The organism is Mesorhizobium australicum WSM2073 (assembly GCF_000230995.2).
GTDB lineage: Bacteria > Pseudomonadota > Alphaproteobacteria > Rhizobiales > Rhizobiaceae > Mesorhizobium > Mesorhizobium australicum.
In genome coordinates this window covers 4501799-4527997 of record NC_019973.1, presented here as the reverse complement: position 1 = coordinate 4527997, position 26199 = coordinate 4501799, and the positions used below count along the sequence as shown (strand labels likewise).

Below are 26199 nucleotides of genomic sequence, written 5' to 3'. Positions count from 1 at the left end.
CCTAGTCCTGGCAGTGCCTTGGAATATGCACCCGCCGCCAGCCGGATGAGCCTTCGCGCACCAGCACGCGGCGCGGGACGGTCTGGTACGCGGCGGGAATATCGATGACGCGCCTTTGCTCGGGCCGCACCAGCACCTCCTCGGCGATACTGTCATATTGCGCCGGAATGACGACGCGCCGCGTGCGCTCGGGCTGGATCACCACCGTCTCGGCGACGCGTTCAAAGCGTGCCCTGCGCCAAACCTTGCACAGCACGCGGCGGCCGTGGATGACGCGCCATTCCCAGGAATAGCCGCCGCCATCGACCCTGACGGTGTGGTAGACGGTCCTGGTGGCCGCAGGCACCACCTCATACCGAACCTGGGCCGGCACAGTCACCACCACTCGCTCGCGCGTGCCATAGATCGGCGGATCATAGTCGACGATCTGCTGGCCGGGAGGGCTGACCATGACGTCTTCGTAGACCGTGTCGTAAACGGCCGGTGTGTGGACGGGCTCGTAGCATTCGACGGCGCGACCACCGGCCGCCGTTTGCGAAATCGAGCCGAGCATGGTCATCCCTGCAATGGTGAAGCATGCGGTTTTCCCGGACATGGCACTCCCCGTCTGAACTGTAGGCACAAGTTCAACGTTGAATTGTAGGGGAAGCCGTTGCGGAGAAAAGCGGTTTTGGCGCATTTCGTTAAGTGACGAGGTTAAGAAACTGCTACCCTGGCGGGGCCGGTCGGTATTTGAGGTCGGCGTGGCATCAGCTGCTGCTAATTCTTGCCCGGAAGCTTGATTCGACTTACCCAGATGGCTAGGACGGGTCGGCCTTGCACAAGGATGAGCCGGCATCCTATTTACATCTTAACGATCCAGAACCGATTCTGCCCGAGCTGCCAGCCTGTCCGGCGCCGGAATCCCACCGCGAGACAAGAGATAACTGATGAAGAATCCCGTCGAAACCTACATGAACCTCGTTCCGATGGTGGTCGAACAGACCAATCGCGGCGAGCGGGCCTACGACATTTTCTCGCGCCTCCTCAAGGAGCGCATCATTTTCATCACCGGTCCGGTCGAGGACGGCATGGCGACGCTGGTCTGCGCGCAGCTCCTGTTCCTCGAAGCGGAGAACCCGAAGAAGGAAATCAACCTCTACATCAATTCGCCGGGCGGCGTCGTCACCTCGGGCATGGCGATCTACGACACCATGCAGTTCATCAAACCGGCCGTGTCGACGCTGTGCATCGGCCAGGCGGCCTCGATGGGCTCGCTGCTGCTGACCGCCGGCCACAAGGACATGCGTTTCGCCACGCCCAACGCCCGTATCATGGTTCACCAGCCGTCCGGCGGCTTCCAGGGGCAGGCGTCCGATATCGAGCGTCACGCCCAGGACATCATCAAGCTGAAGCGTCGCCTCAACGAGGTCTATGTCAAGCACACCGGCAAGAGCTATGAGGACATCGAGAAGACGCTCGACCGCGACCATTTCATGACCGCCGACGAGGCCAAGGATTTTGGCCTGATCGACAAGGTCATTTCGTCGCGCGAGGCGGCCGAGGGAGCGTTGGCATAAAGGCTAGTTGGCAGTTGGATGGCACCATCACGCGCTTTTGGCGTGTCTTGCGTCATTTCGGCCACAATTGGCTGTTCCCTCGGAGGTCGGGATTGCCTACGTTAAGGCTATGTTGATTTTCGACGGCTTAGCTTTGCGTGGGGAAGCTGCGAATCATTGCCACGTTTTCTGATTTGTGTTTCGTACGGAATACGTTGCGGGAGCCGGAAGACTGGCGGCGGCGGATTCCCGCGATAAATAGAGTATGCGCCCTTTCAGCCAGACCATCGGCGGGCGGCCATGAAAGGACATGAAAATGAGCAAGGTCGGCAACAACAGCGGTGATTCCAAGAACACGCTTTATTGCTCGTTTTGCGGCAAGAGCCAGCACGAGGTGCGCAAGCTGATCGCCGGTCCGACGGTGTTCATCTGCGACGAGTGCGTCGAGCTGTGCATGGATATCATCCGCGAGGAGAACAAGACCTCGATGGTGAAGTCGCGCGAGGGCGTGCCAACCCCGCAGGAGATCCTCAAGGTTCTCGACGACTATGTCATCGGCCAGCCCTACGCCAAGCGCGTGCTGTCGGTGGCCGTCCACAACCACTACAAGCGCCTCGCGCACGCCGGCAAGAACAACGATGTCGAGCTGGCCAAGTCCAACATCCTGCTGATCGGCCCGACCGGCTGCGGCAAGACGCTGCTGGCACAGACGCTGGCCCGCATCATCGACGTACCCTTCACCATGGCCGACGCCACGACGCTGACCGAGGCCGGTTACGTCGGCGAGGACGTCGAGAACATCATCCTGAAGCTGTTGCAGTCGGCCGACTACAATGTCGAGCGCGCCCAGCGCGGCATCGTCTACATCGACGAGATCGACAAGATTTCACGCAAGTCCGACAATCCCTCGATCACCCGCGACGTGTCGGGCGAGGGCGTTCAGCAGGCGCTGCTCAAGATCATGGAAGGCACGGTCGCCTCCGTGCCGCCGCAGGGCGGCCGCAAGCACCCGCAGCAGGAGTTCCTGCAGGTCGACACCGCCAACATCCTGTTCATCTGCGGCGGCGCCTTCGCCGGGCTGGACAAGATTATTTCGGATCGCGGCAGGAAAACCTCGATCGGCTTCGGAGCTGTCGTCGCCTCGCCGGAGGATCGCCGCACGGGTGATGTTTTCCGCCTGGTCGAGCCCGAGGATCTGTTGAAGTTCGGCCTCATTCCGGAGTTCGTCGGCCGTCTGCCGGTCCTGGCGACGCTGGAGGATCTCGACGAGCCGGCACTGATCCAGATCCTGACCGAGCCGAAGAATGCGCTGGTCAAGCAGTACCAGCGCCTGTTCGAGATGGAAAATGTCGATCTGACCTTCCACGAGAACGCGCTTTCGGCGATCGCCAAGCGCGCCATCGAGCGCAAGACCGGTGCGCGCGGCCTGCGTTCGATCATGGAAGCGATCCTGCTCGACACGATGTTCGAACTGCCGGCGCTCGAAGGCGTGCGCGAGGTTGTGATTTCGGAAGAGGTGGTGACCGGCAGCGCCCGGCCGCTCTACATCTATTCCGAACAGAAGGAAAAGAAGGGCAATGTCAGCGCCTGATATGGCACTTGGCCCTATATTTTTATGGAACGGCGCCCCTGCGGCGCCGTTTTGCTGTGAGGAACCCGCACAGCGTCGCGATGGAGTGGATTGGGGACGATGTTAACTCTTGATCTTTGCCCTGCCTGCCTCCACCTAACACGAGAAGGCCGAGGTGCCCGATTTCTGTGCTGTAAAACTCCCGTCATAAACGGTGGTAGGCGGAACGATCCCCGGTCGTTAATATGAGATTCGCGGTTGGCCTGATGGTGGCCGCGACATGAAAGGTTGGACAATGGCCAAAATATCCAAGGCTCCCAGCGACGGCGTCTTCGCGGTCCTCCCACTGCGCGACATCGTGGTGTTCCCGCATATGATCGTTCCGCTCTTCGTTGGGCGCGAAAAGTCGATCAAGGCGCTGGAAGAGGTGATGGGTCAGGAAAAGCAGATCCTGCTTGCCACCCAGATGAATGCCGCCGATGACGATCCCGAGCCCGATGCGATCTTCGACATCGGCACGCTCGCCAATGTGCTGCAATTGCTGAAGCTGCCCGACGGCACCGTCAAGGTCCTGGTCGAGGGCGCCTCGCGCGCGAAAATCGTCTCCTTCACCGACCGTCCCGACTTCCACGAGGCCAAGGCCACGGCTCTGGTCGAGCCGGAAGAGGAGGAGGTGGAGGTCGAGGCCCTGGCCCGCTCGGTCGTCACCGACTTCGAGAACTACGTCAAGCTGAACAAGAAGATCTCGCCCGAAGTGGTGGGTGCCGCCAGCCAGATCGACGACTATTCCAAGCTCGCCGACACGGTTGCCTCGCATCTTGCCATCAAGATCCCTGAAAAGCAGGAAATGCTGGCCACGCTTTCCGTCAAGGAGCGGCTGGAAAAGGCGATGGGCTTCATGGAAGCCGAAATCTCCGTCCTGCAGGTGGAGAAGCGCATCCGCTCGCGCGTCAAGCGCCAGATGGAGAAGACGCAGCGCGAATACTACCTCAACGAGCAGATGAAGGCGATCCAGAAGGAGCTCGGCGAGGGCGAGGACGGCCGCGACGAGGCCGCCGAGATCGAGGCTCGCATCAAGAAGACCAAGCTCTCCAAGGAGGCCCGCGAAAAGGCGGATGCCGAATTGAAGAAGCTCAGGACGATGTCGCCGATGTCGGCCGAATCGACTGTCGTGCGCAACTATCTCGATTGGCTGCTGTCGATCCCGTGGGGCAAGAACTCCAAGGTCAAGCAGGACCTGGCCTACGCGCAGAACGTGCTCGACACCGATCATTTCGGCCTCGACAAGGTCAAGGACCGCATCGTCGAGTATCTTGCCGTGCAGAGCCGCCAGAAGAAGCTGAAGGGGCCGATCCTGTGCCTCGTCGGCCCTCCCGGCGTCGGCAAGACCTCGCTCGGCAAGTCGATCGCCAAGGCGACCGGTCGCGAATTCATCCGCATGGCGCTTGGCGGCGTGCGTGACGAGGCCGAGATCCGTGGCCACCGGCGCACCTATATCGGCTCGATGCCCGGCAAGGTCATCCAGTCGATGAAGAAGGCCAAGAAGTCCAACCCGCTTTTCCTGCTCGACGAGATCGACAAGATGGGCCAGGACTTCCGTGGCGATCCGTCGTCCGCGCTGCTCGAGGTGCTCGACCCCGAACAGAACTCGACGTTCATGGACCATTACCTCGAGGTCGAATACGACCTGTCGAGCGTGATGTTCGTGACGACGGCGAACACGCTGAACATCCCTGCGCCCCTGATGGACCGCATGGAGATCATCCGTATCGCCGGCTACACCGAGGATGAGAAGATCGAAATCGCCAAGCGGCACCTGATGCCGAAGGTGATCCGCGATCACGCGCTGCAGCCCAAGGAGTTCTCCGTCGGTGAGGACGCGATCCGCGCCATCATCCAGACCTACACCCGTGAAGCGGGCGTCAGAAGCCTGGAGCGCGAGCTGATGAAGCTCGGGCGCAAGGCGGTGACCGAGATCCTGAAGACGAAGAAGAAGACGGTGAGCATCACAGCGGCGAACCTCGCCGACTATCTCGGTGTTCAGCGCTACCGCTTCGGCCAGGTCGAGGCTGACGATCAGGTCGGTGTCGTCACCGGTCTTGCCTGGACGGAAGTCGGCGGCGAGCTGCTGACGGTCGAAGGCGTCATGATGCCCGGCAAGGGCCGTATGACGGTGACCGGCAATCTGCGCGACGTCATGAAGGAATCGATCTCGGCGGCGGCCTCCTATGTCCGCTCGCGCGCCATCGATTTCGGCATCGAGCCGCCGCTGTTCGACAAGCGCGACATCCACGTGCACTTGCCGGAAGGCGCCACGCCGAAGGACGGTCCGTCCGCGGGTGCCGCCATGGCCACGGCCATCGTGTCGGTGCTGACGGGTATTCCGGTGCGGGCGGATGTGGCGATGACTGGCGAGATAACGCTTCGCGGCCGCATCTTGCCGATCGGCGGCCTCAAGGAGAAGCTGCTCGCCGCACTGCGCGGCGGCATCAAGAAGGTGCTGATCCCGGAAGACAACGCCAAGGATCTGGCGGAGATCCCGGACAACGTGAAGAACGGCATGGAAATCATTCCGGTCTCACGCGTCGGTGAGGTGTTGCGCCACGCGCTGGTGCGGATGCCGGAGCCGATCGAATGGGTCGAACCGGTCAATCCGCCGGCTTCCACGGACACCAGCGATGACGCTGGAAAGTCGCTTGCGCATTAGTTTTTTCTAAGGTTGCAGCGCACAAACAGAAAGCCGGGCCTCGCGCCCGGCTTTTTCATGTGAAAAACCCCGGAATTCCGGGCTTTTTCCGCTTTTTTCCTGCCTTTTCGACTTGGTTGCGGGAACGCTTCTTTCTAAAGTCCGTTTCCTGCCGGATGAGTCGTGAGTTCCGGTGTTCTCATGGAAGGGAATTTTTATGAACAAGAACGAACTGGTGTCCGCTGTCGCCGACGCCGCGAGCATTTCGAAGGGTGACGCGCAGTCTGCGGTCGATGCAGTGTTTTCTGTCATCTCCGGCGAACTGAAGAAGGGCGGCGATGTCCGGCTTGTCGGCTTTGGCAATTTCACCGTGTCAAAGCGCGCCGCATCCACCGGCCGCAACCCGCAGACCGGCGCCGAAGTGAAGATCCCGGCGCGCACCGTGCCGAAGTTCTCGGCCGGCAAAGGTCTCAAGGACGCCGTCAACTAAGCGCGTTTTTATTTTTGAAAAAAACCAGAAAAGCCGGGCTTGCCCGGCTTTTCTTTTTCGGCGTATTGGGCCGGACGGTAGCTCCTCAAGCTGTCGGGGCGTCGGCGCGCATGAGGCCTTCGTTCTTGAGGTCAGCCCAGAGCGCTGCAGGGAGTTTCGCGTCCAGGAGCGAGCGGTTGCTCTCGACCTCTTCAGGCCGCTGACCGCCGGGGATGACCGAAACCACCGACGGGTGCAACAGCGGGAACTGCAGGGCGGCTTCGATCAACCTGACCCCATGGCGCTTGCAGACGGCCTCGATGCGCGCCACACGATCGAGCACATCCTGCGGCGCCTCGGAATAATTGTAGTAAGCGCCGGGCTTCGGTCCGGTGGCCAGGATGCCGGAATTGTACGGGCCGCCGAGAACGATGCCGATGCCGCGTTTCTGGCAAAGAGGCAGGAACGATGTCAGCGCCTCCTGTTCCAGCAGCGTATAGCGCCCGGCAAGCAGGAACAGGTCGAAATCGCCGCGCTCGGCCAGGGTCTGGGCCACCTGCCATTCGTTGATGCCGCCACCGAACGCCTTGATGACGCCCTGGTCGCGCAAGGCGAGCAGGCCATAATAGCCCGAGCGCATGAACTCTTCGATGCGCCGGTCGGACGCCTCCTTGCTGCCGTGGGTGAAGATATCGACATCGTGCACGAACAGGATATCGATGCGGTCGACGCCAAGCCGCTCCAGCGAGGCCTCGAACGAGCGCATGACGCCGTCATAGCTGTAATCGTAGACCTCCTTGCGCGACGGCGTGTCGAAGAACTTGCCGATGCCGGTGCGCTCTTCTGGCGGGCAGGCGCGCATGATGCGGCCGACCTTGCTCGACAGCACGTAGTCATCGCGCTTCCTGGACCGCAGGAACGGGTTGAGGCGCGTTTCCGACAGTCCGAGCCCATAGAGGGGCGCGGTGTCATAATAGCGGCAGCCGGTCGCCCAGGCGGCCTCCAGCGTCGCATTGGCATCCTCGTCGGAGACGGCGCGGTAAAGATTGCCGAGCGGCGCCGTACCAAAGCCCAGCTCCGTGAAGGTGATGCCGCCATTGCCGATGCGGTCGAAATGCCGTGTCTTCATGTCCTGAAATTTCCCGGATTGATTTGTCTGACATGACACTATCACGCTCGTGGCTTGGCAAAAGCGCCGCTGAGCGTTGGACACGCATTTTCCCGGTTGCTAGCATGAACGAAATCAAGCTGTTCCGGGGAAAAGCGTGATCAGGAATTGCCAATTCAATTGGATTGCCGGCGCGCAGGCGGCGCGGCCGTGAGCAACTCCAGCTCGGAGATGTTCAAGACCGCGCTCGACGAGCTTGGCGCGGTGCTGGCGCGCGTCGATGGCGATCGGATCGACGCCGCCTGTGGGATGCTGGTCGGTGCCAGACAGATCGTCGTCTTTGGCTGCGGCCGCGAGGCCTTGCAGGTGAAGGGCTTCGCCATGCGGCTCTATCATCTGGGCCTGCCGGTTTCGGTCGTCGGCGACATGACCACCCCGCCTGTAGGGCAGGGCAATGTCCTGCTTGTCAGTTCCGGACCCGGCGAAACCTCGACCGTACTCACCCTGATGCGCATCGCGCGCGAGGCAGGCGCCACCGTACTGCTCCTGACCGCCCAGGCAGGCGGCAGCGCCGCAGGGCTGGCCGATTTGACGCTGCTGATCCCGGCGCAGACCATGGCCGACGACCAGGGGCCGCAAAAGACGTCGGTGCTGCCGATGGGCTCGGTGTTCGAGGGCGCGTTGTTCGTGCTGTTCGAGATCATGGTGCTGAAACTCAGGGAGATGACCGCGGCGTCGCCGGAAGCCATGCGCGCGCGCCACACCAACATGGAATAGATCATGCGCTATGAACTGATGCTGCCGCACCAGATCCGAAAGGCAATCGCCCAGAATTGGCCGGTCGCGCTGCCGCTCGGCGTGCTGGAATACCATGGCGAGCACATGGCCGTCGGCATGGATACGCTGGCAGTCATCAAGACGCTGGAGCTGTTCGAAAAAGAGAGCGATGTCGTCATCCTGCCGCCCTTCTACTATGGCGCGGCGAGTTACGCGGTGGCACCGCCGGAAGGCAGCGGCTCCGTCCAGGTCGGCGGCAATCAACTGGCGCCATTCGGCGAGGCGCTGTTCTACAGCCTGCTGCGCATTGGGTTCCGCAACATCCACGCCATCATTCATCACCAGACCGAGAATTTCGCTGCCGGCATGCCGACGGATCTCGCCTTCAAGACAGCAGGCAGACAGGCGATCTTCCGCTTCCTCGAGAAGCAGCGCGGCGAGGGCTGGTGGGGCTCCGAGACAATGGCCGACTACTACGCCGGACATGCCGAGGGCGAAAACTTCTTCAACTGGGTGCAGGTGCATCCGCTGATGCCGGCCGCCATGAACGGCAAATATCCGTTCGACCATGCCGGCATCGGCGAGACATCGCTGATGCTGGCGCTATGCCCGGAAGCGGTGGACGCCGCGCATTTCGCGGACAACAAAAGCTGGTATACGGCAACTGCGGCGGAAGCCTCGGCAGCACTTGGACAGAAGGGCGTCGCCATGATCATGGATCATCTGCGCGCGATCCTGAAGGCTTAGATTAGCGCGACCTTTCTCCGACCGAGGGGAGGTGAAGACGCCCGGTCACTTCACCGCGCCAGCGGTCATGCCCATGATCAGGTAGCGCTCCAGGGCGATGCCGATGACGGCAAGCGGCGCGATCGCGGCCGTGGCAAGCGCCGCCATCGACCACCAGTTGATGCCTTGCGAGCCCGTCTGGCTGGCGACCATGACGGGAATAGTCTTGGCGTCCGTCGAGGTCAAAAGGGCGGCGAAGAAGTACTCGTTCCAGCACAGCACCATCGCCAGGATGAAGGCGGCCACCATGCCCGGCAGCGCGATCGGCATGACGATACGGAAAAAGGCGCCCCAGATCGACAGGCCGTCGACGAGGGCTGCTTCCTCGAGTTCGACGGGGATGGAATTGAACTGGTCGCGCATGATCCAGATGACGATCGGCAGCACCATCAGCGTGTAGAGCAGGATCAGCCCGACGCGGGTATCGAGCAATCCGACTTCACGGTAGAGCACCAGGAAGGGCAGGGCCAGCACCACCGGCGGCAGGATGAGCTGCGACAGGAAGAAGAAGGAGATGTCCTCGTTCTTGAACCAGGCGAAATGGTAGCGGTAGCGGGTCAGGCCATAGGCGGCGAGGCTGCCGATGATGATCGCCAGGCTCGACGCGCCAACCGAGGTGATGACGGAATTCATGAAGCGCTTGAGGAATTCGTCGCGCACCGTCGATGTCTGCAAGATCGAGTCCGGCGACAGGCCGAGCGATCGCCAGCCTTTCCAATCCGGCTGGAAGTCGACGAACGGGATCAGGTGGCCCTGGGTGACATCCACCGCCGTCTTGAAGGATGTGGTGATGGTCCAATAGATCGGAAACAGGCAGATGAAGCCCCAGCAGGCGAGCGCACCATAGATGAAGACGCGGCTGGCGAGGAAGCTCGCCGGCGAGCGGATTTCGGATGCGACGTAGTCGGTGGTCTGAACGCTCATCTCTACCTAATTCACATTGCGCACGAAACGGCTGGCGAACTTCAACAGCCAGGTCACGAACACCACGATGATGACGAGATAGACCATCGCCAGCATGGTGCCATAGCCAACATTCGAGCGGTCGCGGTATTCGCGGTAGATGAAGCTCGAGACCGAATCGGTGGCGCCGCCCGGACCGCCCGAGGTAACCGTGATGATGATGTCGGCAAGCTTCAGCTTGAAGATGATGCGCAGGATCACCGCCGTCACCGACACCGGCAGCATCAGCGGGAAAGTGACCTGCCAGAAGGTTTGCCAGGCCGTGGCGCCGTCGACCCGTGCCGCCTCCAGCACCTCGCGCGACATCGCCTGCAGTCCCGCCAGCAGCATGATCATCATGAACGGGATGAAGGTCCAGGCGTCCAGCAGCATGATCGAGATGCGGGCGGTGATCGGGTTCGAGAAGAAGGCCGGGTCTTCCCAGCCGAGATGGCGCGCCAGCGTGGCTGCCGGTCCAAAGCGGTATTCCATCAGCGACTTGCCGATCATCCACGACACCGCGACCGGCGACAGCATGAGCGGCATCAGGAACACCACCCGGAAGAACTTTCGAGCCCGGATCTGCGCGTTGAGGAGCAGTGCCAGGCCAAAGGCGATGACATATTCGACCAGCACCGCCAGCACATAGAGCACCATGTTGAACAGGGCGTTGCGGTAGTAGGGGTCGGCGAGCATCTGCCAGAAGTTGTCGAGCCCGTTGAACCTGCGGCCGCTGAAGGAGGAGAGGTTCCAATCGGTCAGCGCGATGTAGAAGCCGAACAGGGTCGGGAAGATCACCATCGCAATGGTGAACAAAAGGGCCGGCAGCAGGAACAGCGCGCGCTGGCCGTCCTCGCCGCGTGTCAGAACCTGGCCGATGCCGATCGCCACACCCCACAGCACATAGGCGTAGACCACGGGCCGCCATGTCTCGAAGCCGATCGTATCGACCTCGGTCTTGTAGAGGATCTGCACCACGATCGTCGCCAGCAGGCCGAGCGTGGCAATCGCCATCAGCGCCCAGCCCAGACGCCTGCGGCCCGGCGGGATCAGATCATAGGGGGCGGCGTCTGCCGGCCACTGGGTCGCGGTCGAAGTCTGGTCAGTCACAAATCTCGCCCGTTTGGAAGGGAAGCTGTGGCCCGGCGTTGCCGCCGGACCACGGTTTATAGGGCAGCCTACATGCCGAGCGAGGCCTTGTAGAGCTTGATCTGCTTGTCGCGGCCGATCTGGTCGGTCAGCTTCTCCCAGGCGGCTGCGATGGCATCGGCGCCTTCCTGCGCCTTCATCTTGCCGGCGAAGGTGTTGGCCAGGATATCCTCGGCGGCGCTGTAATACTGGAAGATGCCGGGGATGCGCGGCTCGATCGCCGCGTTGGGATGGTTGTAGCTGTCGCCTTCCGACTTCAGGTATGAGGTGATGAACGCCTCGTCGTAGCCGGCCGCCACCCACTCCGGAATGTCGAAGTGCGAATTGCGGTAGGGCTGGAAGCCCGACGGATACATCGCCGTCCAGATCGACAGGTCCTTGCCGCCGAGATGGGCGGCAGCCGACCATGCCGCCTTCTTCTTCTTTTCGTCGCTATCGACGCGGGCCATGACATAGACGCCCCAGCCGAGATAGGCGCAGTTGGGCGAATAGTTCGGGCCGCTGGCGAGCTTCTCCCACTTGCCGGTCTTGGAGTTGTAGACATCGTCGGAGCCCGGCAGGATCGAGAAGCCGGTGACATCGCCGATGACCGAGCTGTCATTGGTCTTGACGTTCGAGCCGACGTCGCCCCACCAGGGGATCATCGAGCCGGTGCCGGCCAGGAACTGCTGGAAGGCGGTGGTGTTCGGGTCGGCATTGATCTGGTCGGCCGGCTCCGACGGCAGGGCGTCGATGACGTCCTGGATGGCGCGTACCCAGGCCGGATTGTTGATGCGTGGCTTCATCGTGTCGGCGTCGAACAGCCAGGCCTTGTCGTCGGGATGCTTGGCGTAGGCGGTGGCACGGCTGCCTAGGAAGTAGAAGCCGAACCCGCCCCAGGGCTTGGGCGCGTCGAGGTAGCCGTAGACATCCTGGCCCTTGAACTTCTTGCCCTTGAGGAACTTGGTCACGGCCTGAACCTCTTGCCAGGTCTTAGGCACGCCCCATTCGCTCGTCGCCCCGCCATCCTTCCACTGCTTGGCGAGGTCGGCATCGGCAAACACGTCGGTGCGGTAGTTGAAATTGTGCGCGTCGCCGTCGATGGTGACCCGGTACTGCTTGCCATCCCATGTGCCGACGGGCGGCTTGAGGTAGTTGACGAGATCGTCGAAGTCGATCTGCTTCTTGACCCAGTCGGGCATCTCCGAAGTCAGACCCTTGCCGCAGACGTCGCCCTCGAACGGCGCGCCCATCTCGATGATGTCGAAGTCGACGGTGCCGGTGGCGATCGACTGCTGCAGGCGGGCGTTGTAGTCGGCCTGCGCCAGGTCGATCCAGCTGATCTTGGCGCCGGTATAGGTCTCCCATGGCTTCAGGAAACCACGGAACAGCACATTGTGCAGGTTCTGGTTGTTGAGGCCCATGAAGGTGAGCTCGACGCCGGCGAACTCGCCTTCCTTGACATTGGCCTTGGTCGCCTCCAGGCAAAGCTCGCCGACCTTCTGAAAGTCGGCGTCTGTCGGCTGGCCTTTGCCAACCCCGGGGATCTGCAGGATTTTCGAGCGCAGTTCGCTTGCGGCGGAAGCCGGGCGCGTCAGCGCGCCAAGTCCGGCGCCGGATGCGGCGGCGATCGCGGCCATCGAGGCCGCGCCCTTCAATATGTCGCGCCTTGTGGCGCCGGCACGTACCAGTTTGTCGTAAAGACCTACTCGCATGGACTATTTCCTCCCAGAACGTTAGTCGTGAATCGAAAGTGCCAATCGTGCCGGGCGCTGGCCTTTTAGAAGCGAAATCAGGACCCCGGCCTGCGTCGCTTCGCGTTCCGTTTTTTCGGGTAGAGTACCGGCGTTCGGATTGGCGCTCGTCACTATTCTCACAACCAAACGCCGTGTCAACGAGGACGGGTTTTTATCTATAAGAGACCGACTTGCCCTGACCGGTCGCGTTGGTTAGCTTCTGCGCCTGCGGCCAGTGGAGCCGATGGGGGAACGATGGCTCAAGTCGCGATCAGCAATGTGGCCAAGGCGTTTGGAACCGTCAAGGTTCTGCACGAAGTCAGCGTCGACATTGCCGATGGCCAGTTCGTCGTGCTTGTCGGCCCGTCCGGTTGCGGAAAGTCCACGCTGCTCAGGATGGTGGCGGGGCTGGAGACCGTCTCCGGCGGCACCATCGCCATCGGTGACCGTGTCGTCAATCACCTGCCGCCCGCAAAACGCGACATCGCCATGGTGTTCCAGAACTATGCGCTCTACCCGCACAAGACGGTCGAGCAGAACATGGCCTTCGCCCTCAAGCTGCGCAAGACCGATCCGGCCGTGGTTGCCGAGCGGGTCAAGCGCGCCGCCGACATCCTCGACCTCAGCCCCTATCTGAAGCGCTACCCGCGCCAGCTTTCCGGCGGCCAGCGTCAGCGCGTCGCCATGGGGCGCGCCATCGTGCGCAATCCGCAGGTATTCCTGTTCGACGAGCCGCTTTCGAACCTCGACGCCAAGCTGCGCGTGCAGATGCGAACCGAGATAAAGGAACTGCACCAGCGGCTGAAGACCACCACCATCTATGTCACCCACGACCAGATCGAAGCCATGACGATGGCCGACAAGATCGTCGTCATGCGCGATGGCCGCATCGAACAGGTCGGCGCGCCGCTGGAGCTTTTCGACCGGCCGGCGAACCTTTTCGTTGCCGGCTTCATCGGCTCGCCGTCGATGAACCTGCTCAAGGGTACCGGGCGCAAGGGCGGCGTCGAGATTGCCGGAACGCTATTCCCGGTCGCTCCGAACAACACCGTCGAGGAAGGGCGCTCCGTCGTCTATGGTGTGCGCCCTGAACATCTCGAAATCCATCCCGAAGGCGTGCCGGCGAAGATTTCCGTGGTCGAGCCGACCGGCTCGGAAACCCTGGTGTTCCTCCGCTTCGGCGACGGCGAGATGGTGGCGCTGTTTCGCGAGCGCCATGACTTCAAGCCCGGCGATACGCTGAAGCTCCGGCCAAGGCTCGACCATATCCATCTGTTCGACGCCGAGGCCGGCAAGCGTCTCTGATCTCAAACGCACTTCACGAGGACCATCATGCTCAAAGGGATCGATCCGTTGCTCAATGCCGACGTGCTCCAGGCATTGCGGGCGATGGGGCATGGCGACGACCTGATCATCGCCGACACCAACTTCCCGTCCGATTCGGTGGCGCGCCAGACGGCACTCGGTCGGGTGCTCCGCATCGATGCGCCGGCGGCGCGAGTGGTCAAGGCGGTTCTGTCGCTCTACCCGCTGGACACGTTCGTCGATGATTCCGCCGCCCGAATGGAGATCGTCGGAAAGCCGGACGAGATCCCAGCCGTGCAGAAGGAAGTGCAGAAAGAGATCGACGCCGCGGAGGGCAAGTCCTGGCCGATGGTGCCGGTCGAGCGTTACGCCTTCTACGAGCGCGCCAAGCAGGCCTATTGCGTCATCCAGACCGGCGAACGCCGCTTCTACGGCTGCTTTGCCTTCCGCAAGGGCGTCGTGCCGCCGGATGCGGAGTAGCGGCATGGCCTCGGGCAAGCCGGTCGTCATCCTCGGTGTGTTTGTCGCCGACACGGCCTACAGGGCCCAGCGCCAGCCGCGCATGGGCGAAACGATCCTTGGCAATTCCTTCAAGCTGGGGCCGGGCGGCAAGGGGTCGAACCAGGCCGTGGCCGCTGGCAAGCTGGGGGCCGATGTCGCGTTCCTGACCCGCCTCGGTGTCGATGCCTTCGCCGACATGGCCAAGCGGACCTGGAAGGATGCCGGCGTGAAGAGTGCTGCCATCGACACGCCGGACAGCTACACCGGTGCCGCCTACATCTTCGTCGAGGAGGGGAGCGGCAACAATGCCATCATCGTCAGCCCCGGCGCTGCCATGCTGATCACGCCCGAGGACATCGAAGCCAATGCCGACCTTATCAGGGGTGCCGGTGTTTTCGTGACGCAGCTCGAACAGCCGATCGATGCCGCGCTGCGGGCATTGGAGATCGCACGCGGGGCCGGGGTGACGACCATCCTCAACCCGGCACCGGCGGCAAAGCTACCCGACCGCATCTACGCGCTCTGCGACTATCTTACACCGAACGAGACAGAGACGGAGGAGTTGACCGGGCTGAAAGTTTCTTCGGTCGAGGAGGCTCGCGCCGCCGCCGGCAAGCTGCTCGAAAAGGGCGTCGGCACGGTCATCGTCACGCTGGGCGAAAAGGGCGCGCTCCTGCACACGAAGGATCGCTCCGAGCATGTTTCCGCCATCAGTGCCGGCCCTGTCGTCGAAACCACCGGCGCGGGGGACGCCTTCAACGGCGGCTTGGCCGCAGCACTTTCGCGCGGCGTGGAGCCGCTGGAGGCGGTGCGCTTCGCCTGCGCCGTGGCCGGCATTTCGGTGACCCGTCCAGGCACGGCACCGTCTATGCCGACATCGCAGGAGGTCGAGGCGTTGCTGGCCAAGCGCTGAGGCTGCTCAGGGTTCGCGGGGTCCCGGAGCCCAGACCGTTCTGGCCTCCGGGTCAGTGGGCGTTGAGAAGCTACTGCATGACGTAGCAGCGCTTTCCCTGGTCGGGAGCGGGATCGCCGAATGCATCGTTGTCGCATTGGACGCCATTGCGGAACACGTCCTGCGTGAACCGGCCGCGGGCGCCATACCTGACCACCTTGCGGCCATAGAAATCGCAGAATTCGCCTTCCTCGGCGCAGACCGCCCACTTCTCGCGGCGTGGCTGATCGTAGTCGTCGTTCGACTCGTCACGGTCGCGCTTCACGATGAAGCAGAACTTTTCCTTGCCCGGCGCGGGATCGCCGAAAACGCGGTTCGAACAGGGTACCGCGTTGCGCTCGATGTAACGCGAGGTCGTGCGGCCCCTGGCGCCGTAGACGACCTCGGCGGGATAGGGCAGGCGGCAGATCTCACCCTCGCGAGCGCATCGCTGCAGCCGGTCGGCCGACGCGGCGGCGGGAAAAAGGACGGATGCGGCCGTCGTCGCGCCACCCAGGCAAATCAGCGTGAATATCGTGCGCGTGGAAATGTTCGGTGCAATTGACATTACGTCCTCCATGCCATTCCGGCAGCATACTGCAATGTGGCTGCCTGCGGCATGAATCGAGCGTTTTGTGGGCGGTTGCGCAAGCAGATTCGCAACGACCAAGTCGTCCGCTGTCCGCAGGGCCTCTTCGTCCGTTGCTTGGCGACCCACACGAAACGCGTCGTGGATTCCAAGGCATCGCTCATGCAAGGGCGATTTTGGAGCCGAGAAGAACGGGGCCGAAGAAGGTCTTCGGACGCTGTTCCTGGAGAGGTCTTTGACAATTTTGTCGGCATTTCCCCGGAGCCAAGGATCATCGTCCTTGAGGGGAAATGGCGCGAGTGACGGGGCTCGAACCCGCGACCTCCGGCGTGACAGGCCGGCACTCTAACCAACTGAGCTACACCCGCGCATTGACGAGCACGTGTCAGCCGTGTTCGTCGTTGGGGCGCTGGATAAGGGGTTCGCTACCGGGTGTCAAGCGCACCAAACCATCATAACGCCAAACAGGAGAAGGTTTTTTGACAGCCGGCATTTTGTTCGCAAATCCGGCCTGCGAACAGGGCATCCCGCACTCATTTGGCCTTGCGAAGCAGGTCCCGACCGCTTAAAGGTCCGGCCCGGAGCGGGCGATTAGCTCAGTTGGTAGAGCGCTTCGTTTACACCGAAGATGTCGGCGGTTCGAGCCCGTCATCGCCCACCATTCAAACCCACATTTCAAATCAGCTGAGACCCGGCCGCCGGCGCGTCGGGTATCACGGCGGCACCATACGGAAATCCTTCCCCTCGGGCAGCAATTGCCCGCCGTCGACGACGATGGTCGTGCCGGTGATGTAGCTGGCGTCGTCCGAGGCGAGGAACAGGAAGGCGTTGGCCACGTCGCGTGGGCTGCCGAGCCGGCCGAGCGGGATCGAATCTTCCATGTTCTTGATATAGGCGGCGCCGCGATGTTCCTGGATGGCTTCGGTGAGGATATTGCCGGGTTCGACGCCGTTGACGGTGATGCCGTAGCCGGAGAATTCAAGCGCCGCGGCGCGAATGAAGCCGTTGATGCCTGCTTTCGTCGCCGAATAGTGGCCGTGGCCAGGGCTGGTGACGTGCGGGCCGGTGATCGAGGAGGTGTAGAGCATGCGGCCAAAGCGCTGCGCCTTCATCGGCACCAGGGCCGCGCGGCTGGCGTTGAAGGTGCCGCGCAAATTGACCGCCATGACGCGGTCCCAGTCGTCGGCGCTGGTGTTCTCGATCAACTGCCAGGGATAGATGCCGGCATTCTGGACGATGATGTCGAGGCGGCCATGGTGTTTCAGCGAAAGCGCCACGGCGGCCTCGGCGTCGCTCATTTGCGAGATGTCGGTGCGGATGAAGGGAACGCCAAGCTCATCCGCACTTGCCAGCCCGGCCTCGGTCTCGGAGTCGGCGAGCACCAGCCTTGCACCTTCCTCGGCGAAGCGCAGCGCGATGCCCTTGCCGATGCCGCGCGCGCCGCCGACGATCAGCGCCACCTTGCCTTCCAGTCGTCCTGTCATGCGAGCCGTCCTGTCACGCCAATCCCCGTCTCACGCCAATCGTTGGCGAATGGTTTGCTTGAATGCATCGAGCAGCACGGCCGCCAGCACCAGCAGGCCATGGATGACCTGGGTGAAGTTGGCGGGCAGGCCCATCAGGTTAATCGCCGTGTTGATGGCCGAAAGCAGGAGCACGCCGGCGTAAACGCCGGGCAAGGTGCCGACGCCGCCCTTCAGGCTGACGCCGCCGATAACCACGGCCGCGAAGGCGTTGAACAGAAGGCCGACGCCCAGATTGGCGGTGGCGCCCGAGGTGCGGATCGCCAGCAGCCAGCCGGCCAGCCCTGCGATGGCGCCGGCGAGTACGAAGGCGATGATCAGGTTGCGGTTCACGCGGATGCCGGCACGGAAGGTCGCGGTTTCATTGCCGCCGATCATCACCAGGTGCCTGCCGAACGGGGTCTTGGCCATGATCAGCGAGAACACGACGAAACAGGCCACCGCGATCCAGGCGGTAAGCGGCAGGCCGACCAGGCGCTGGATGCCGAACCAGCGGATGGCGGGTGCCAGATCCTGCGCCGAGCGGCCGCCCGAAATGACCAGCACCAGGCCGCGCACCCAGATGTAGGAGGCGAGCGTGATGATAAAGGCGCTCATCTTGACCTTGACCACGAGATAGCCGTTGAAGGCGCCGATGAGGCCGCCGACGGCCAGCGCCAGCAGCAGCGAGACCGGAACCATCAGCCATTCCGGGTGCAACTGCACGCCGAGGCCAATGCCCGAGGAACAAAACAGGATGCCCACCGCCATGGCGCTGAGCGCGGCGACGGATTCGACCGACAGGTCCATGTGCCCGGCAATGATGACCAGCGCCAGGCCGATCGACATCACGCCGAGCACGCTCGACGCTTCGATGATGTTGGCGAAGATGCCGAGCTGGAAATAGTTCGGGATGAACAGCGAGAAGACGACCAGGACAAAAAGCAGCATGAACCAGACGAGGTTGTCGAGGACGAACTCCAGGGCGTGGCGTGTGCGAGGGTTCATGTGTCGATCCGGTTGGCGTGCGGGATCAAGGCCGCGGCAGGTTGCCTGCGTCTCGTTTCATGCGGGCAGGGCAGGGCTCCGGGCCTGGTATGGCCCGGAGCGGTCGGGCCGTCTGTCTATTCGACCGGCTTGACGGTATCCGTCGGCGGCTTCTGGTTGCCCCAGAAAGCCGGGTTGTCGACGTTTTCCTTGGTGATGGCGGCACCCGGGATCTTGATGTTGGGGCCCCAGGCTTCCTTGGTGAGGGTCGATTTCAGGCCAAGCACATCGTATTCGCCGGGCTTGATCTCTTCCTTCTTGACGACCTTGTCCATGAACATGGCGACGGCGGCGGCCTGTGCGTAAAGCGGCTGCTCGACTTCGACGTTGAGCCAGCCCTTGCGGATCAGGTCGAGGCCGACCGGTGCGCCGTTCGAGCTCATCAGCATGACGTCGCCCGGCTTCTTGCCGGCGGCCTCGAGCGAGGCGACGGCGGCGACCGACAGGTGTGCGGCATGGCTGAAGATCAGGTCGATGTCGGGGTTGGCCAGCATCTGGTCGGCAACGATGGTGCCGGCGTTGCTGGCCTCCCACTGCATGGCCGGCAGCGAGATGATCTTGACGTCTGGGAACGCCTTCATCTTCTCCTCGAAACCCTTCTGGATGTCCAGCGTGTAGGGATCGCCGGGATCGCCAAGCACCTGCAGGACCTTGCCCTTCACCGAGCCGTTCTTGGCTTTCAGAAGCTTTTCGGCCTGCTCGGCGGCGACGTAGCCGATCTCGACGGTGCCCGCGACCGACGTGAAGTCGGACGGTGTCGACGTGATCTGGCGGTCGAACTCGACCACCGGAATGCCGGCCGCGCGCGCTGCCTCGATCGATGGTTTCAGCGCATTGAAATCGACTGCGGCCAGGATGATCGCCGCCGGCTTCAGCGCGATGACGTCGTTCATCTGCGATTGCTGCGCGTCGGTCTTGTTGTCGGCGTTCAGCGTCTTCATCTCGTAGCCGGTCTGTTTCAGGAACAGCTCCAGCGCGCTCACCGAGCCGGTCTGGAATTCGTCGAGCAATGTCGGCACCATGTAGTAGACGATACCCTTGGACTGGGCGAATGCCGGCGTAAGCGTGGCAAAGGCCAGTGCCAGGATACCGAAGACAGCAAGAAGTATTCGCTTCATGTCGTTGGCTCCCTGTTAAGCCGGACCCCTCTTTGTCCCTCAGCCCGCCGGTCCGGCACCGGCAAGCGTCTCTCCGGTGATCATGTTGATCACCGCATCGGGACTTGTCTTGTTGCGGGCGACATCGCCCGCCACGACGCCTTGCCGGATGACCACGATCCGGTCGGCGACCTGAAAAGCCTGCTGCATGATATGAGTGATGATGACGACGCCGATGCCCTGGCTCGCCACCTGGCGGATCATTTCGAGACCGCGCCGGGTTTGCTCGACGCCAAGTGCGGCGAACGGCTCGTCGAGAAGCACCAGCTTGCCGCCCCAATGCACGAAGCGGTTCAGCTCGATGGCCTGCCGCTGGCCGCCCGAGAGATGCTCGACATTGGTGCGCAGTGAAGGAATGCGGGTCCCGGCGCTGGCCAGCGCCTTGCCGACGACGGCTTCCATGGCGCGCTCGTCGAGCACCGGAATGCCGAGCACCTTTCTGGTGATCTCGCGGCCCATGAAGAAATTGGCCACCACATCGACATTGGTGCACAGCGACAGGTCCTGGTAGACGGTCTCGATGCCTGCCGCCTTGGCTTCCGCCGGGGACCGGGCCAGGAATTCCTTGCCCTCGAACAGCATGCGGCCGGAGGTCGGTTCGAGACCGCCAGCTATGATCTTGACCAGCGTCGACTTGCCGGCGCCGTTGTCGCCGAGCAGCGCCACCACTTCGCCCTTGCCGATGGAAAAGCTGATCCCCTTCAGCGCTTCGATCGCGCCGTAGTTCTTGGTCACGTTGTCGAGCACCAGCAGGGGTTCGCTCATGCGGCAATCTCCCTGGCCGAAAGTATGTCGCGGCCGCGCTCGCGTTCGGCGGCGAACATCTGCCCGAAGCGTGGCGACAACACCCCTGAAACGGCGAGCGCCGCCGCGCCGCGCAGCACGGCATGCTGGCCGCCGCTGGCGACGATGACGCGCGGCGTCTTGCGGTCCGCGCGGGCCGAAACCGAATTGTGCAGCGGTTCGGCCGCGTCCGCCAGGCGCTCGAGCAGTTCCGATGCCGCCAGGCCGCCGAGCACGACCGTCTCTGGATCGAAGAGGTTTTCGATGATGGCGATGGTGTTGCGGAAGATCGGGCCGACTTGCGCCACCCAATCGGCGTCGCTGCCGGCCCGGCGGCCCCGCGCCTCGAGCGAGAGATAGCGCTCGAGGCAGCCTCGGTTGCCGCAGGGGCAAAGCTCGCCATCGGGGACCACGGGAATGTGGCCGATCTCGCCCGCGTTGCCCCAGGCGCCGCGCAGAACGCTGCCGTCATGCATCATCGCGCCGCCAAGCCCGACGCCGAAATAGAGATAGTAATAGTCGGAATGGCGGGCTCCGATGCCATAGAGCCGCTCGCCCATCGCGGCCGCGGCCATGTCGCTCTCGAAGAACGCCGGCAATCCTGTCGCGGCCGTCAGCCGCTCACGCAGCGCCACATGCTTCCAGCCTGTCATCGTGGTCGGGCCGACAAAGCTCATGGAGTCCACATCGAACGGGCCGGGAAGCGCCATGCCGACGCCGATGACGCGGCCGCCGGGCCGCTTGCCCGTCAGGTCGCGGACCATGGCGCCGATCTGGTCGAACGCGTGATCGGGCGTCGCGTTGGACGCTTCGCGGCGTGAACTCTCGATAACGTCGCCGCTGAGATTGATCAGCGCGGCGTCTATTCCAAGCGGCGTCAGGTGGATGCCGACGGCATAGCCGCCTTCCGGGTTGATGCGCAGCGTCGCCGGTGGCAGGCCACGCCCCTTCGGCTCTTCGCGCACGGACAGGATGTAGCCCTGTTCCTCCAGTTCGCGAACGATGGTCGACACGGTCTGCACGGTGAGCCCGACGTGCCTGGCGATGTCGCCGCGTGCAATCGGGCCATGACGGCGGATGGACTCAAGCACGATGCGCCGGTTGTATGGCCGCCCGAACTCCTGATTGGTCCCCCGCAATGCCATGCCTTGCGCCCCCACTTGACGTAAGGTTCGCATCAAACATTTATTCAGTCAAATGGAATTCAAAAAATAATCCGGAAGCTGAGGAGCCGCGATCCTATGGCGGTTTACGGGGTGCGGGATACCGCATGACGAGGAGAGGTGTGCTCGACCGGGACCGACGGCTCCGGATTCAGCAAGCGAGCGGCTGATCTTGCTAGAGATACTGGGCGACTTTCTTGCCGACGGTCAAGAAGCGCAGCGGATCGATCGCCTCGCCATTGTGACGCACTTCATAGTGCAGATGCGGGCCGGTCGAGCGCCCACTGCTGCCGGTCTTGCCAATGACGGCGCCGGCGTCCACTTTCTCGCCTACCGTCACGTCGATCTCGCTGAGATGTCCGTAGCGCGTGGCAAAGCCATTGCCATGGTCGATCTCGACCATGCGGCCATAGCCGCCATTCCAGCCGGCCTTGGTGACGATGCCGGGCGCGGTGACCTTGGCCGCCATGCCGATCGGCGCCCTGAAATCCATGCCCGAATGCAACGCGGCCGTGCCGAGAATGGGATCGGTGCGCACGCCGAACGGACTGGTGACGGAGTGGCCAGGGGCAGGGTTTGCAAGCGGCAACCGGCGCGCTTCCTTCTTGAGGTGATCGAGCGTATCCAGCGCCTCGTCCAGTTCCTTGACCTTGCTGTCGAAGATCATCGACGAGTCGAGCGGAATCAGCGGTCCGCCGACGTCGCTTTCGTTCTTGCCGAAATCACTGTCGACCGGCAGTCCGGCCGTCTGCAGCGCCTGCTGGATGGCATCGGCGCTTTTGTAGGCATTGTCCGCGAGCGTGTTGATGCGGCTGAGCTGTTCATTCTCGATGGATTTCAGCGACTGGTTGATCGAGACGAACAGCCTGTCCGCGCGATCGGCGGCTGAGTCGCTGGGCAGCGGATCGGTGCGGGTCGACCACAAGGAGAAGGGCCTTGTGTCGGCGGTGCCGAGGTCCGCGCCCAGGCTGGCAACCGCGTAGTTCCGCGCTGGCTGGCTGATGCTGCCGGTCACCTCGGCGCGCTTGTCCGGCTTGGCGGCCGCGGCCGGATCTTCGGCGGGCACCGTTCCGATATCACCTTCGGCGCGTTCGAGCAGTGGGCCGAGACGGCCATGCCGCTGGCTGAGCTGCGTCTGGCGCTCAAGCAGTTCGCTGACTTTGGTCTCCATCAGTTGCTGGTCGAGCAACTGCCTGCTGGTGATGCGGTCGACCTGGGCGCGAAGCGCCGAAATGCGGTCCTCGTAGGCCTGCTGCATGCGCGCCTGGCGCGCCGTGGTGGCGCCGATCAGGTCGTCGCGTAGCACGAGATAGGATGTGGCCAGGAGGTAGCCGATGACAATGGCGGCGAGTGCTGAACCGATGAATGCCGCCAGCCAGGGGCGGATCGTGAAGTGCCTGATCTCGTTGCCCCGGGCGATGATGATCGTGTGCGGTTCCTTGCGCCTGCCGAAGACTGCGGACTGACCGGTTGCGTTCACGGGACCAAGCTTTCGTTACGACACCACGACCGCCTGATTACACATTATTAGGGTTAACAAAGGCTTGCCGTATCGGCAGCGCGACGCCGAATGCACGCAATGCAGGCGAGAGGTTGCATGGAAATCGCCAGCTACGGCCGCTACGTCGCGAAATCGTTGGCGAGGAGCACCAATGTTCCGCCAGCAGCGGTCAGTCACGCGCTGAGCAAGCTCCAGGTTTCTTAACTGTATTCGATTGCATTTAATTGACTCTTTTCGAGTAAAGACCTGCTGGTATTTCGGATTCACCGTGGCGGTAGGAATGCTGGACGACCTGGTTGGCAAGATCCTCGACAAGATTTCGGGCACCAGTCTGTTGGCGACCGGGCTTTTGCTGCTGACGGCCCTTGTCAGCGCGCTCGTGGCCTATTGGCGCACGGTCGAGGAGAAGAGCTGGAAGGAATTTTTCGAGTTCGTCGTCCCCCATGAGGTCATCACCCATCCCTCCGCGAAGGCCGACCTGCTGTTCTGGATCACCAGGAAGGCCCTGATGCCTTTCCTGATGCTGCCCGCCGGAATTGTCTTCGTCACGGCGGTGGGCTACGGGACCAACTGGCTGTTTTCGACACTGTTCCAGTTCCTGCCGCCTCTGATCGAGGGGCCGGCAGGACCGGTGACGGTGCTGATCTTCACCATCAGCATGCTGCTCGCCTACGACATTTCCTATTATCTCTATCACGTCGCCCAGCACCGCTACCCCCTGCTTTGGGAACTGCACAAGGTGCATCACTCGGCCGAGGTGCTGGTCGGGATCACCAAGGACCGGGTCCATCCGCTCGACGAGTTGATGAACCGAGCCTGGGACGGGCTCATCGTGGGGCTGTGCTTCGGCATCTGGTCGCTGATTTCGCTGAACCTTGTCGAACTGACCGTCTTTGGCGTTAACGTCTATGTCATGCGGAACATCCTGATGATGGATTTCGTCAGGCACACGCATTTCAAGATCTCGTTCGGCCCGCTCAACAACTTGATCCTGTGTCCTCATTGGCACCAGCTGCATCACAGCGTCGATCCGCGCCACTACGACAAGAATTTCGGGCTGCTCTTCTCGTTCTGGGACCGGCTCTTCGGAACATTGTGCGTGCCGAGGCCCGACGAGGACTTCAAGTTCGGACTGGTCGACCGCGATGTGCGCGACTACCAGTCGCTCGCCGGCCTTTATGTCATGCCGCTGAAGCGGATGTGGGGTCATGTTGCCAGGCGCATCCGGCCTGGAAAGCGACAGCCACGGACTGCGCGACCATCGGAAGGGACACGGCCATGAACGCTCCCGTCACGCTCTCCATCCCGCGGACACGCACCTTCGAAATCGTGACATCGGCGGTGCGCCTGGCCGAGATCGCACCGGCCTGGAGCGCGCTCTGGCAGCGGGCTGGCGGGCTTGTCTTCCAGCATCCCGACTGGATCGCGGCCTGGTGGCGCACCACCCCGCATCAGGAGCGGCGCGCCCTCAGGATTGGGCTTGCCTGGAACGGCGACCGGCTCGAGGGCGTGATAGCGCTCGCGACCTTCAGGCGCTCCGGCATCCGCATGCTCGAATGGGCGGCGAAGGATCACAGTGACTATGGCGACGCGCTGGTTGCACCCGACAGCGACCCGCAGGCGATCTCCCGCCTTTGGCAGCATGTCTTCGATCAGGGCGGCTTCGACCTGATCTACCTCAACCGTCTGCTGCCGGATGCCGGGGTTCATGCCCTGCTGCACCCGGCCCATGGCAAAGCGCTTCGGCCCAACCACCGCGGTGAAATCAGCTATCGTGTCACTGGTCCCTGGCAGAGTGGGGCGGAATGGTTCGAGACGTTGTCGAAAAAGGGCCGGCAGAACTATCGTCGCGGCCGCAAATTCATGGAAGAGAGCGGCGCATTGCGTTTCCGCCTCCTGGATGCGGATGACCCGCGCGAGCCGGTGCTCGAGCGGGTCGCGACGCTGAAGCGGCTCTGGCTCGTTCGGCATGGCCGCGCTTCGGATCTGTTCGATGAGGGCTCGCCGGTTCTCGCCGCGCTTATTTCCGTGCTGGCCGACCTCGGGCTGTTGCGCATTTTCGTGCTGGAGCTTGACGACACGATCATCGCGGTCTCGATCAACTTCGAGCAGCACGGCACGATGATGGCTTTCGTCACCACCTACGATCCCGAACACGAGCGCGCCTCGCCGGGTATGGTGCTGATGATGGACTATATCCAGTGGTCGCTCGACCGTGGCCTTGCCACGATTGATTTTCTCTGCGGCGGCGAGGATTTCAAGCGCCGCTTCGCCACGCAATCAGTCGCGCTGTCGTCGATGATGGGTGCGCGCGGCTTGCGCGGTCATCTCGCCGCACTGGCCGATCATGTGGACCATGTTTCGAAATCCTGGAAGACCCGGCGGCAGCCGAAAGCCGACGCGGTGCCTGACGAATAGCGCCACGATCGTCGTTTGCGTCGTGTGCTTTGGCGACGCTCAAAGCGCGCGAACGGCTTCCAGAACGGCCTCGGCATGGCCCTTGACCCGGACCTTGCGCCAGATCTTGGCGATCCGTCCGTCACGGCCGATCAAGAATGTCGCGCGCTCGACGCCCATGTATTTGCGGCCATACATCGATTTCTCGACCCACAGGCGGTAGGCCTCGATCACCTTGCGCTCCTCGTCGGCGGCAAGATCGATGGTTAGATCGTATTTCGATTTGAACTTGTCGTGTTTCTTGGCGCTGTCGGGCGACAGGCCGATGACGACAGCGCCGGCCTTCTCAAATTCCGGCTTCAGCCGCGAGAAGCTGATCGCCTCTTGCGTGCAGCTTGTCGTGTCATCCTGAGGATAGAAATAGAGCACGACTGGCTTGCCGGCGGATGCGGCCAGGCTGAGCGATCCGCCGCCGTCCCGCGGCAGATCGAATTGCGGCGCGGGATCGCCTACTTCGAGGTCAGCCATATCGATGCCCTTGTTTGAGGTTACGCGCGAAGCCACACCGATATAGTGTCGACCG

Annotated in this window: 24 protein-coding genes and 2 tRNA genes; 12 read left to right on the top strand and 14 right to left on the bottom strand. The window is 62.7% G+C overall.

The window, feature by feature from the left end; genetic code table 11:
* Position 1: 1 nt before the first annotated feature.
* Positions 2-595, bottom strand: coding sequence for a hypothetical protein (locus tag MESAU_RS21855; protein ID WP_015318199.1), 594 nt, complete (start codon positions 593-595; stop codon positions 2-4).
* Between the two features lie 334 nt (positions 596-929).
* Between MESAU_RS21855 and clpP the strand changes: the two genes are divergently transcribed.
* The 4 genes from clpP to MESAU_RS21835 all read left to right on the top strand — a co-directional run bounded on the left by clpP (position 930) and on the right by MESAU_RS21835 (position 6284).
* Entirely contained in the window at positions 930-1559 is a 630-nt protein-coding gene (gene clpP / locus MESAU_RS21850) for an ATP-dependent Clp endopeptidase proteolytic subunit ClpP (RefSeq protein ID WP_015318198.1), read from the top strand.
* Positions 1560-1854: 295 nt separating this feature from the next.
* Positions 1855-3129 carry an ATP-dependent Clp protease ATP-binding subunit ClpX gene (clpX, locus tag MESAU_RS21845; protein WP_013532190.1) on the top strand — a complete coding sequence of 425 codons (1275 nt, stop codon included), beginning with the start codon at positions 1855-1857 and terminating at the stop codon, positions 3127-3129.
* 274 nt (positions 3130-3403) lie between these two features.
* Complete coding sequence (gene lon / locus MESAU_RS21840) at positions 3404-5815, top strand: endopeptidase La (RefSeq protein WP_015318197.1); 2412 nt, start codon at positions 3404-3406, stop codon at positions 5813-5815.
* A gap of 196 nt (positions 5816-6011) precedes the next feature.
* Positions 6012-6284, top strand: a complete 273-nt coding sequence (locus MESAU_RS21835) for an HU family DNA-binding protein (RefSeq protein ID WP_015318196.1) — start codon at positions 6012-6014, stop codon at positions 6282-6284.
* Positions 6285-6369: 85 nt separating this feature from the next.
* Here the strand turns inward: MESAU_RS21835 and MESAU_RS21830 are convergent, their stop codons facing one another.
* Positions 6370-7392: an aldo/keto reductase gene (locus MESAU_RS21830; protein WP_015318195.1), complete on the bottom strand. Its 1023-nt coding sequence runs from the start codon at positions 7390-7392 to the stop codon at positions 6370-6372.
* 210 nt (positions 7393-7602) lie between these two features.
* Between MESAU_RS21830 and MESAU_RS21825 the strand changes: the two genes are divergently transcribed.
* Complete coding sequence (locus tag MESAU_RS21825; protein WP_041163857.1) at positions 7603-8148, top strand: SIS domain-containing protein; 546 nt, start codon at positions 7603-7605, stop codon at positions 8146-8148.
* Between the two features lie 3 nt (positions 8149-8151).
* Positions 8152-8895, top strand: a complete 744-nt coding sequence (locus MESAU_RS21820) for a creatininase family protein (RefSeq protein WP_015318193.1) — start codon at positions 8152-8154, stop codon at positions 8893-8895.
* Between the two features lie 45 nt (positions 8896-8940).
* Here MESAU_RS21820 and MESAU_RS21815 read toward each other — a convergent pair whose 3' ends face one another.
* The 3 genes from MESAU_RS21815 to MESAU_RS21805 form a co-directional block, all read right to left on the bottom strand.
* Positions 8941-9858, bottom strand: coding sequence for a carbohydrate ABC transporter permease (locus MESAU_RS21815; protein ID WP_015318192.1), 918 nt, complete (start codon positions 9856-9858; stop codon positions 8941-8943).
* Positions 9859-9864: 6 nt separating this feature from the next.
* Positions 9865-10986: a carbohydrate ABC transporter permease gene (locus tag MESAU_RS21810; RefSeq protein WP_015318191.1), complete on the bottom strand. Its 1122-nt coding sequence runs from the start codon at positions 10984-10986 to the stop codon at positions 9865-9867.
* 68 nt (positions 10987-11054) lie between these two features.
* A complete protein-coding gene (locus MESAU_RS21805) occupies positions 11055-12719 on the bottom strand; it encodes an ABC transporter substrate-binding protein (RefSeq protein WP_015318190.1) in 1665 nt (554 codons plus the stop codon).
* 276 nt (positions 12720-12995) lie between these two features.
* Between MESAU_RS21805 and MESAU_RS21800 the strand changes: the two genes are divergently transcribed.
* From MESAU_RS21800 to rbsK, 3 genes are read left to right on the top strand one after another with little or no spacing between them, the layout of a single operon-like run.
* On the top strand, positions 12996-14045 hold the full coding sequence (locus MESAU_RS21800; protein ID WP_015318189.1) for an ABC transporter ATP-binding protein: 1050 nt from the start codon (positions 12996-12998) through the stop codon (positions 14043-14045).
* A 27-nt stretch (positions 14046-14072) separates the two neighbouring features.
* Entirely contained in the window at positions 14073-14525 is a 453-nt protein-coding gene (locus MESAU_RS21795; protein WP_015318188.1) for an RbsD/FucU family protein, read from the top strand.
* A 4-nt stretch (positions 14526-14529) separates the two neighbouring features.
* Positions 14530-15459, top strand: coding sequence for a ribokinase (gene rbsK, locus MESAU_RS21790; protein ID WP_015318187.1), 930 nt, complete (start codon positions 14530-14532; stop codon positions 15457-15459).
* A 70-nt stretch (positions 15460-15529) separates the two neighbouring features.
* On the opposite strand, the gene MESAU_RS21785 is transcribed toward rbsK, so the two are convergent.
* Both MESAU_RS21785 and MESAU_RS21780 read right to left on the bottom strand, forming a co-directional pair.
* Complete coding sequence (locus tag MESAU_RS21785; RefSeq protein WP_015318186.1) at positions 15530-16045, bottom strand: hypothetical protein; 516 nt, start codon at positions 16043-16045, stop codon at positions 15530-15532.
* 312 nt (positions 16046-16357) lie between these two features.
* Positions 16358-16434 (bottom strand) — tRNA-Asp (locus MESAU_RS21780).
* Between the two features lie 217 nt (positions 16435-16651).
* On the opposite strand from MESAU_RS21780, the gene MESAU_RS21775 reads away from it, so the two are divergent.
* Positions 16652-16727 (top strand) — tRNA-Val (locus MESAU_RS21775).
* A gap of 52 nt (positions 16728-16779) precedes the next feature.
* Here MESAU_RS21775 and MESAU_RS21770 read toward each other — a convergent pair.
* The 6 genes from MESAU_RS21770 to MESAU_RS21745 all read right to left on the bottom strand — a co-directional run bounded on the left by MESAU_RS21770 (position 16780) and on the right by MESAU_RS21745 (position 23198).
* Complete coding sequence (locus MESAU_RS21770) at positions 16780-17550, bottom strand: SDR family NAD(P)-dependent oxidoreductase (RefSeq protein WP_015318185.1); 771 nt, start codon at positions 17548-17550, stop codon at positions 16780-16782.
* Positions 17551-17580: 30 nt separating this feature from the next.
* Positions 17581-18576: an ABC transporter permease gene (locus MESAU_RS21765; protein WP_015318184.1), complete on the bottom strand. Its 996-nt coding sequence runs from the start codon at positions 18574-18576 to the stop codon at positions 17581-17583.
* 116 nt (positions 18577-18692) lie between these two features.
* Positions 18693-19733, bottom strand: coding sequence for a sugar ABC transporter substrate-binding protein (locus MESAU_RS21760; RefSeq protein WP_015318183.1), 1041 nt, complete (start codon positions 19731-19733; stop codon positions 18693-18695).
* A 39-nt stretch (positions 19734-19772) separates the two neighbouring features.
* Positions 19773-20537: an ATP-binding cassette domain-containing protein gene (locus MESAU_RS21755; protein WP_015318182.1), complete on the bottom strand. Its 765-nt coding sequence runs from the start codon at positions 20535-20537 to the stop codon at positions 19773-19775.
* Positions 20534-21700, bottom strand: coding sequence for an ROK family transcriptional regulator (locus MESAU_RS21750; RefSeq protein WP_015318181.1), 1167 nt, complete (start codon positions 21698-21700; stop codon positions 20534-20536). The genes MESAU_RS21755 and MESAU_RS21750 overlap by 4 nt, the downstream gene beginning before the upstream one ends.
* Positions 21701-21893: 193 nt before the next feature.
* The gene (locus MESAU_RS21745; protein WP_015318180.1) at positions 21894-23198 is read right to left on the bottom strand and encodes a M23 family metallopeptidase; all 1305 of its coding nucleotides are present in this window, start codon (positions 23196-23198) and stop codon (positions 21894-21896) included.
* A 301-nt stretch (positions 23199-23499) separates the two neighbouring features.
* Here MESAU_RS21745 and MESAU_RS21740 point away from each other — a divergent pair, with 301 nt between their 5' ends.
* Together MESAU_RS21740 and MESAU_RS21735 are read left to right on the top strand one after the other, a co-directional pair.
* Positions 23500-24501 (top strand): sterol desaturase family protein, encoded by a 1002-nt coding sequence (locus MESAU_RS21740; RefSeq protein WP_015318179.1) that lies wholly within the window; start codon positions 23500-23502, stop codon positions 24499-24501.
* The gene (locus tag MESAU_RS21735; RefSeq protein WP_015318178.1) at positions 24498-25637 is read left to right on the top strand and encodes a GNAT family N-acetyltransferase; all 1140 of its coding nucleotides are present in this window, start codon (positions 24498-24500) and stop codon (positions 25635-25637) included. Before MESAU_RS21740 ends, MESAU_RS21735 begins: the two co-directional genes overlap by 4 nt.
* A gap of 39 nt (positions 25638-25676) precedes the next feature.
* Here MESAU_RS21735 and MESAU_RS21730 read toward each other — a convergent pair whose 3' ends face one another.
* Positions 25677-26144: a peroxiredoxin gene (locus tag MESAU_RS21730; RefSeq protein WP_015318177.1), complete on the bottom strand. Its 468-nt coding sequence runs from the start codon at positions 26142-26144 to the stop codon at positions 25677-25679.
* Positions 26145-26199 lie beyond the last annotated feature (55 nt).

What these genes read in the sequence shown, in the direction of transcription:
- MESAU_RS21855 (WP_015318199.1), bottom strand. Translation starts at nt 595, where the DNA reads ATGTCCGGGAAAACCGCATGCTTCACCATTGCAGGGATGACCATGCTC.
- clpP (WP_015318198.1), top strand. Translation starts at nt 930, where the DNA reads ATGAAGAATCCCGTCGAAACCTACATGAACCTCGTTCCGATGGTGGTC.
- clpX (WP_013532190.1), top strand. Translation starts at nt 1,855, where the DNA reads ATGAGCAAGGTCGGCAACAACAGCGGTGATTCCAAGAACACGCTTTAT.
- lon (WP_015318197.1), top strand. Translation starts at nt 3,404, where the DNA reads ATGGCCAAAATATCCAAGGCTCCCAGCGACGGCGTCTTCGCGGTCCTC.
- MESAU_RS21835 (WP_015318196.1), top strand. Translation starts at nt 6,012, where the DNA reads ATGAACAAGAACGAACTGGTGTCCGCTGTCGCCGACGCCGCGAGCATT.
- MESAU_RS21830 (WP_015318195.1), bottom strand. Translation starts at nt 7,392, where the DNA reads ATGAAGACACGGCATTTCGACCGCATCGGCAATGGCGGCATCACCTTC.
- MESAU_RS21825 (WP_041163857.1), top strand. Translation starts at nt 7,603, where the DNA reads ATGTTCAAGACCGCGCTCGACGAGCTTGGCGCGGTGCTGGCGCGCGTC.
- MESAU_RS21820 (WP_015318193.1), top strand. Translation starts at nt 8,152, where the DNA reads ATGCGCTATGAACTGATGCTGCCGCACCAGATCCGAAAGGCAATCGCC.
- MESAU_RS21815 (WP_015318192.1), bottom strand. Translation starts at nt 9,858, where the DNA reads ATGAGCGTTCAGACCACCGACTACGTCGCATCCGAAATCCGCTCGCCG.
- MESAU_RS21805 (WP_015318190.1), bottom strand. Translation starts at nt 12,719, where the DNA reads ATGCGAGTAGGTCTTTACGACAAACTGGTACGTGCCGGCGCCACAAGG.
- MESAU_RS21800 (WP_015318189.1), top strand. Translation starts at nt 12,996, where the DNA reads ATGGCTCAAGTCGCGATCAGCAATGTGGCCAAGGCGTTTGGAACCGTC.
- MESAU_RS21795 (WP_015318188.1), top strand. Translation starts at nt 14,073, where the DNA reads ATGCTCAAAGGGATCGATCCGTTGCTCAATGCCGACGTGCTCCAGGCA.
- rbsK (WP_015318187.1), top strand. Translation starts at nt 14,530, where the DNA reads ATGGCCTCGGGCAAGCCGGTCGTCATCCTCGGTGTGTTTGTCGCCGAC.
- MESAU_RS21785 (WP_015318186.1), bottom strand. Translation starts at nt 16,045, where the DNA reads ATGTCAATTGCACCGAACATTTCCACGCGCACGATATTCACGCTGATT.
- MESAU_RS21770 (WP_015318185.1), bottom strand. Translation starts at nt 17,550, where the DNA reads ATGACAGGACGACTGGAAGGCAAGGTGGCGCTGATCGTCGGCGGCGCG.
- MESAU_RS21765 (WP_015318184.1), bottom strand. Translation starts at nt 18,576, where the DNA reads ATGAACCCTCGCACACGCCACGCCCTGGAGTTCGTCCTCGACAACCTC.
- MESAU_RS21760 (WP_015318183.1), bottom strand. Translation starts at nt 19,733, where the DNA reads ATGAAGCGAATACTTCTTGCTGTCTTCGGTATCCTGGCACTGGCCTTT.
- MESAU_RS21755 (WP_015318182.1), bottom strand. Translation starts at nt 20,537, where the DNA reads ATGAGCGAACCCCTGCTGGTGCTCGACAACGTGACCAAGAACTACGGC.
- MESAU_RS21750 (WP_015318181.1), bottom strand. Translation starts at nt 21,700, where the DNA reads ATGGCATTGCGGGGGACCAATCAGGAGTTCGGGCGGCCATACAACCGG.
- MESAU_RS21740 (WP_015318179.1), top strand. Translation starts at nt 23,500, where the DNA reads ATGCTGGACGACCTGGTTGGCAAGATCCTCGACAAGATTTCGGGCACC.
- MESAU_RS21735 (WP_015318178.1), top strand. Translation starts at nt 24,498, where the DNA reads ATGAACGCTCCCGTCACGCTCTCCATCCCGCGGACACGCACCTTCGAA.
- MESAU_RS21730 (WP_015318177.1), bottom strand. Translation starts at nt 26,144, where the DNA reads ATGGCTGACCTCGAAGTAGGCGATCCCGCGCCGCAATTCGATCTGCCG.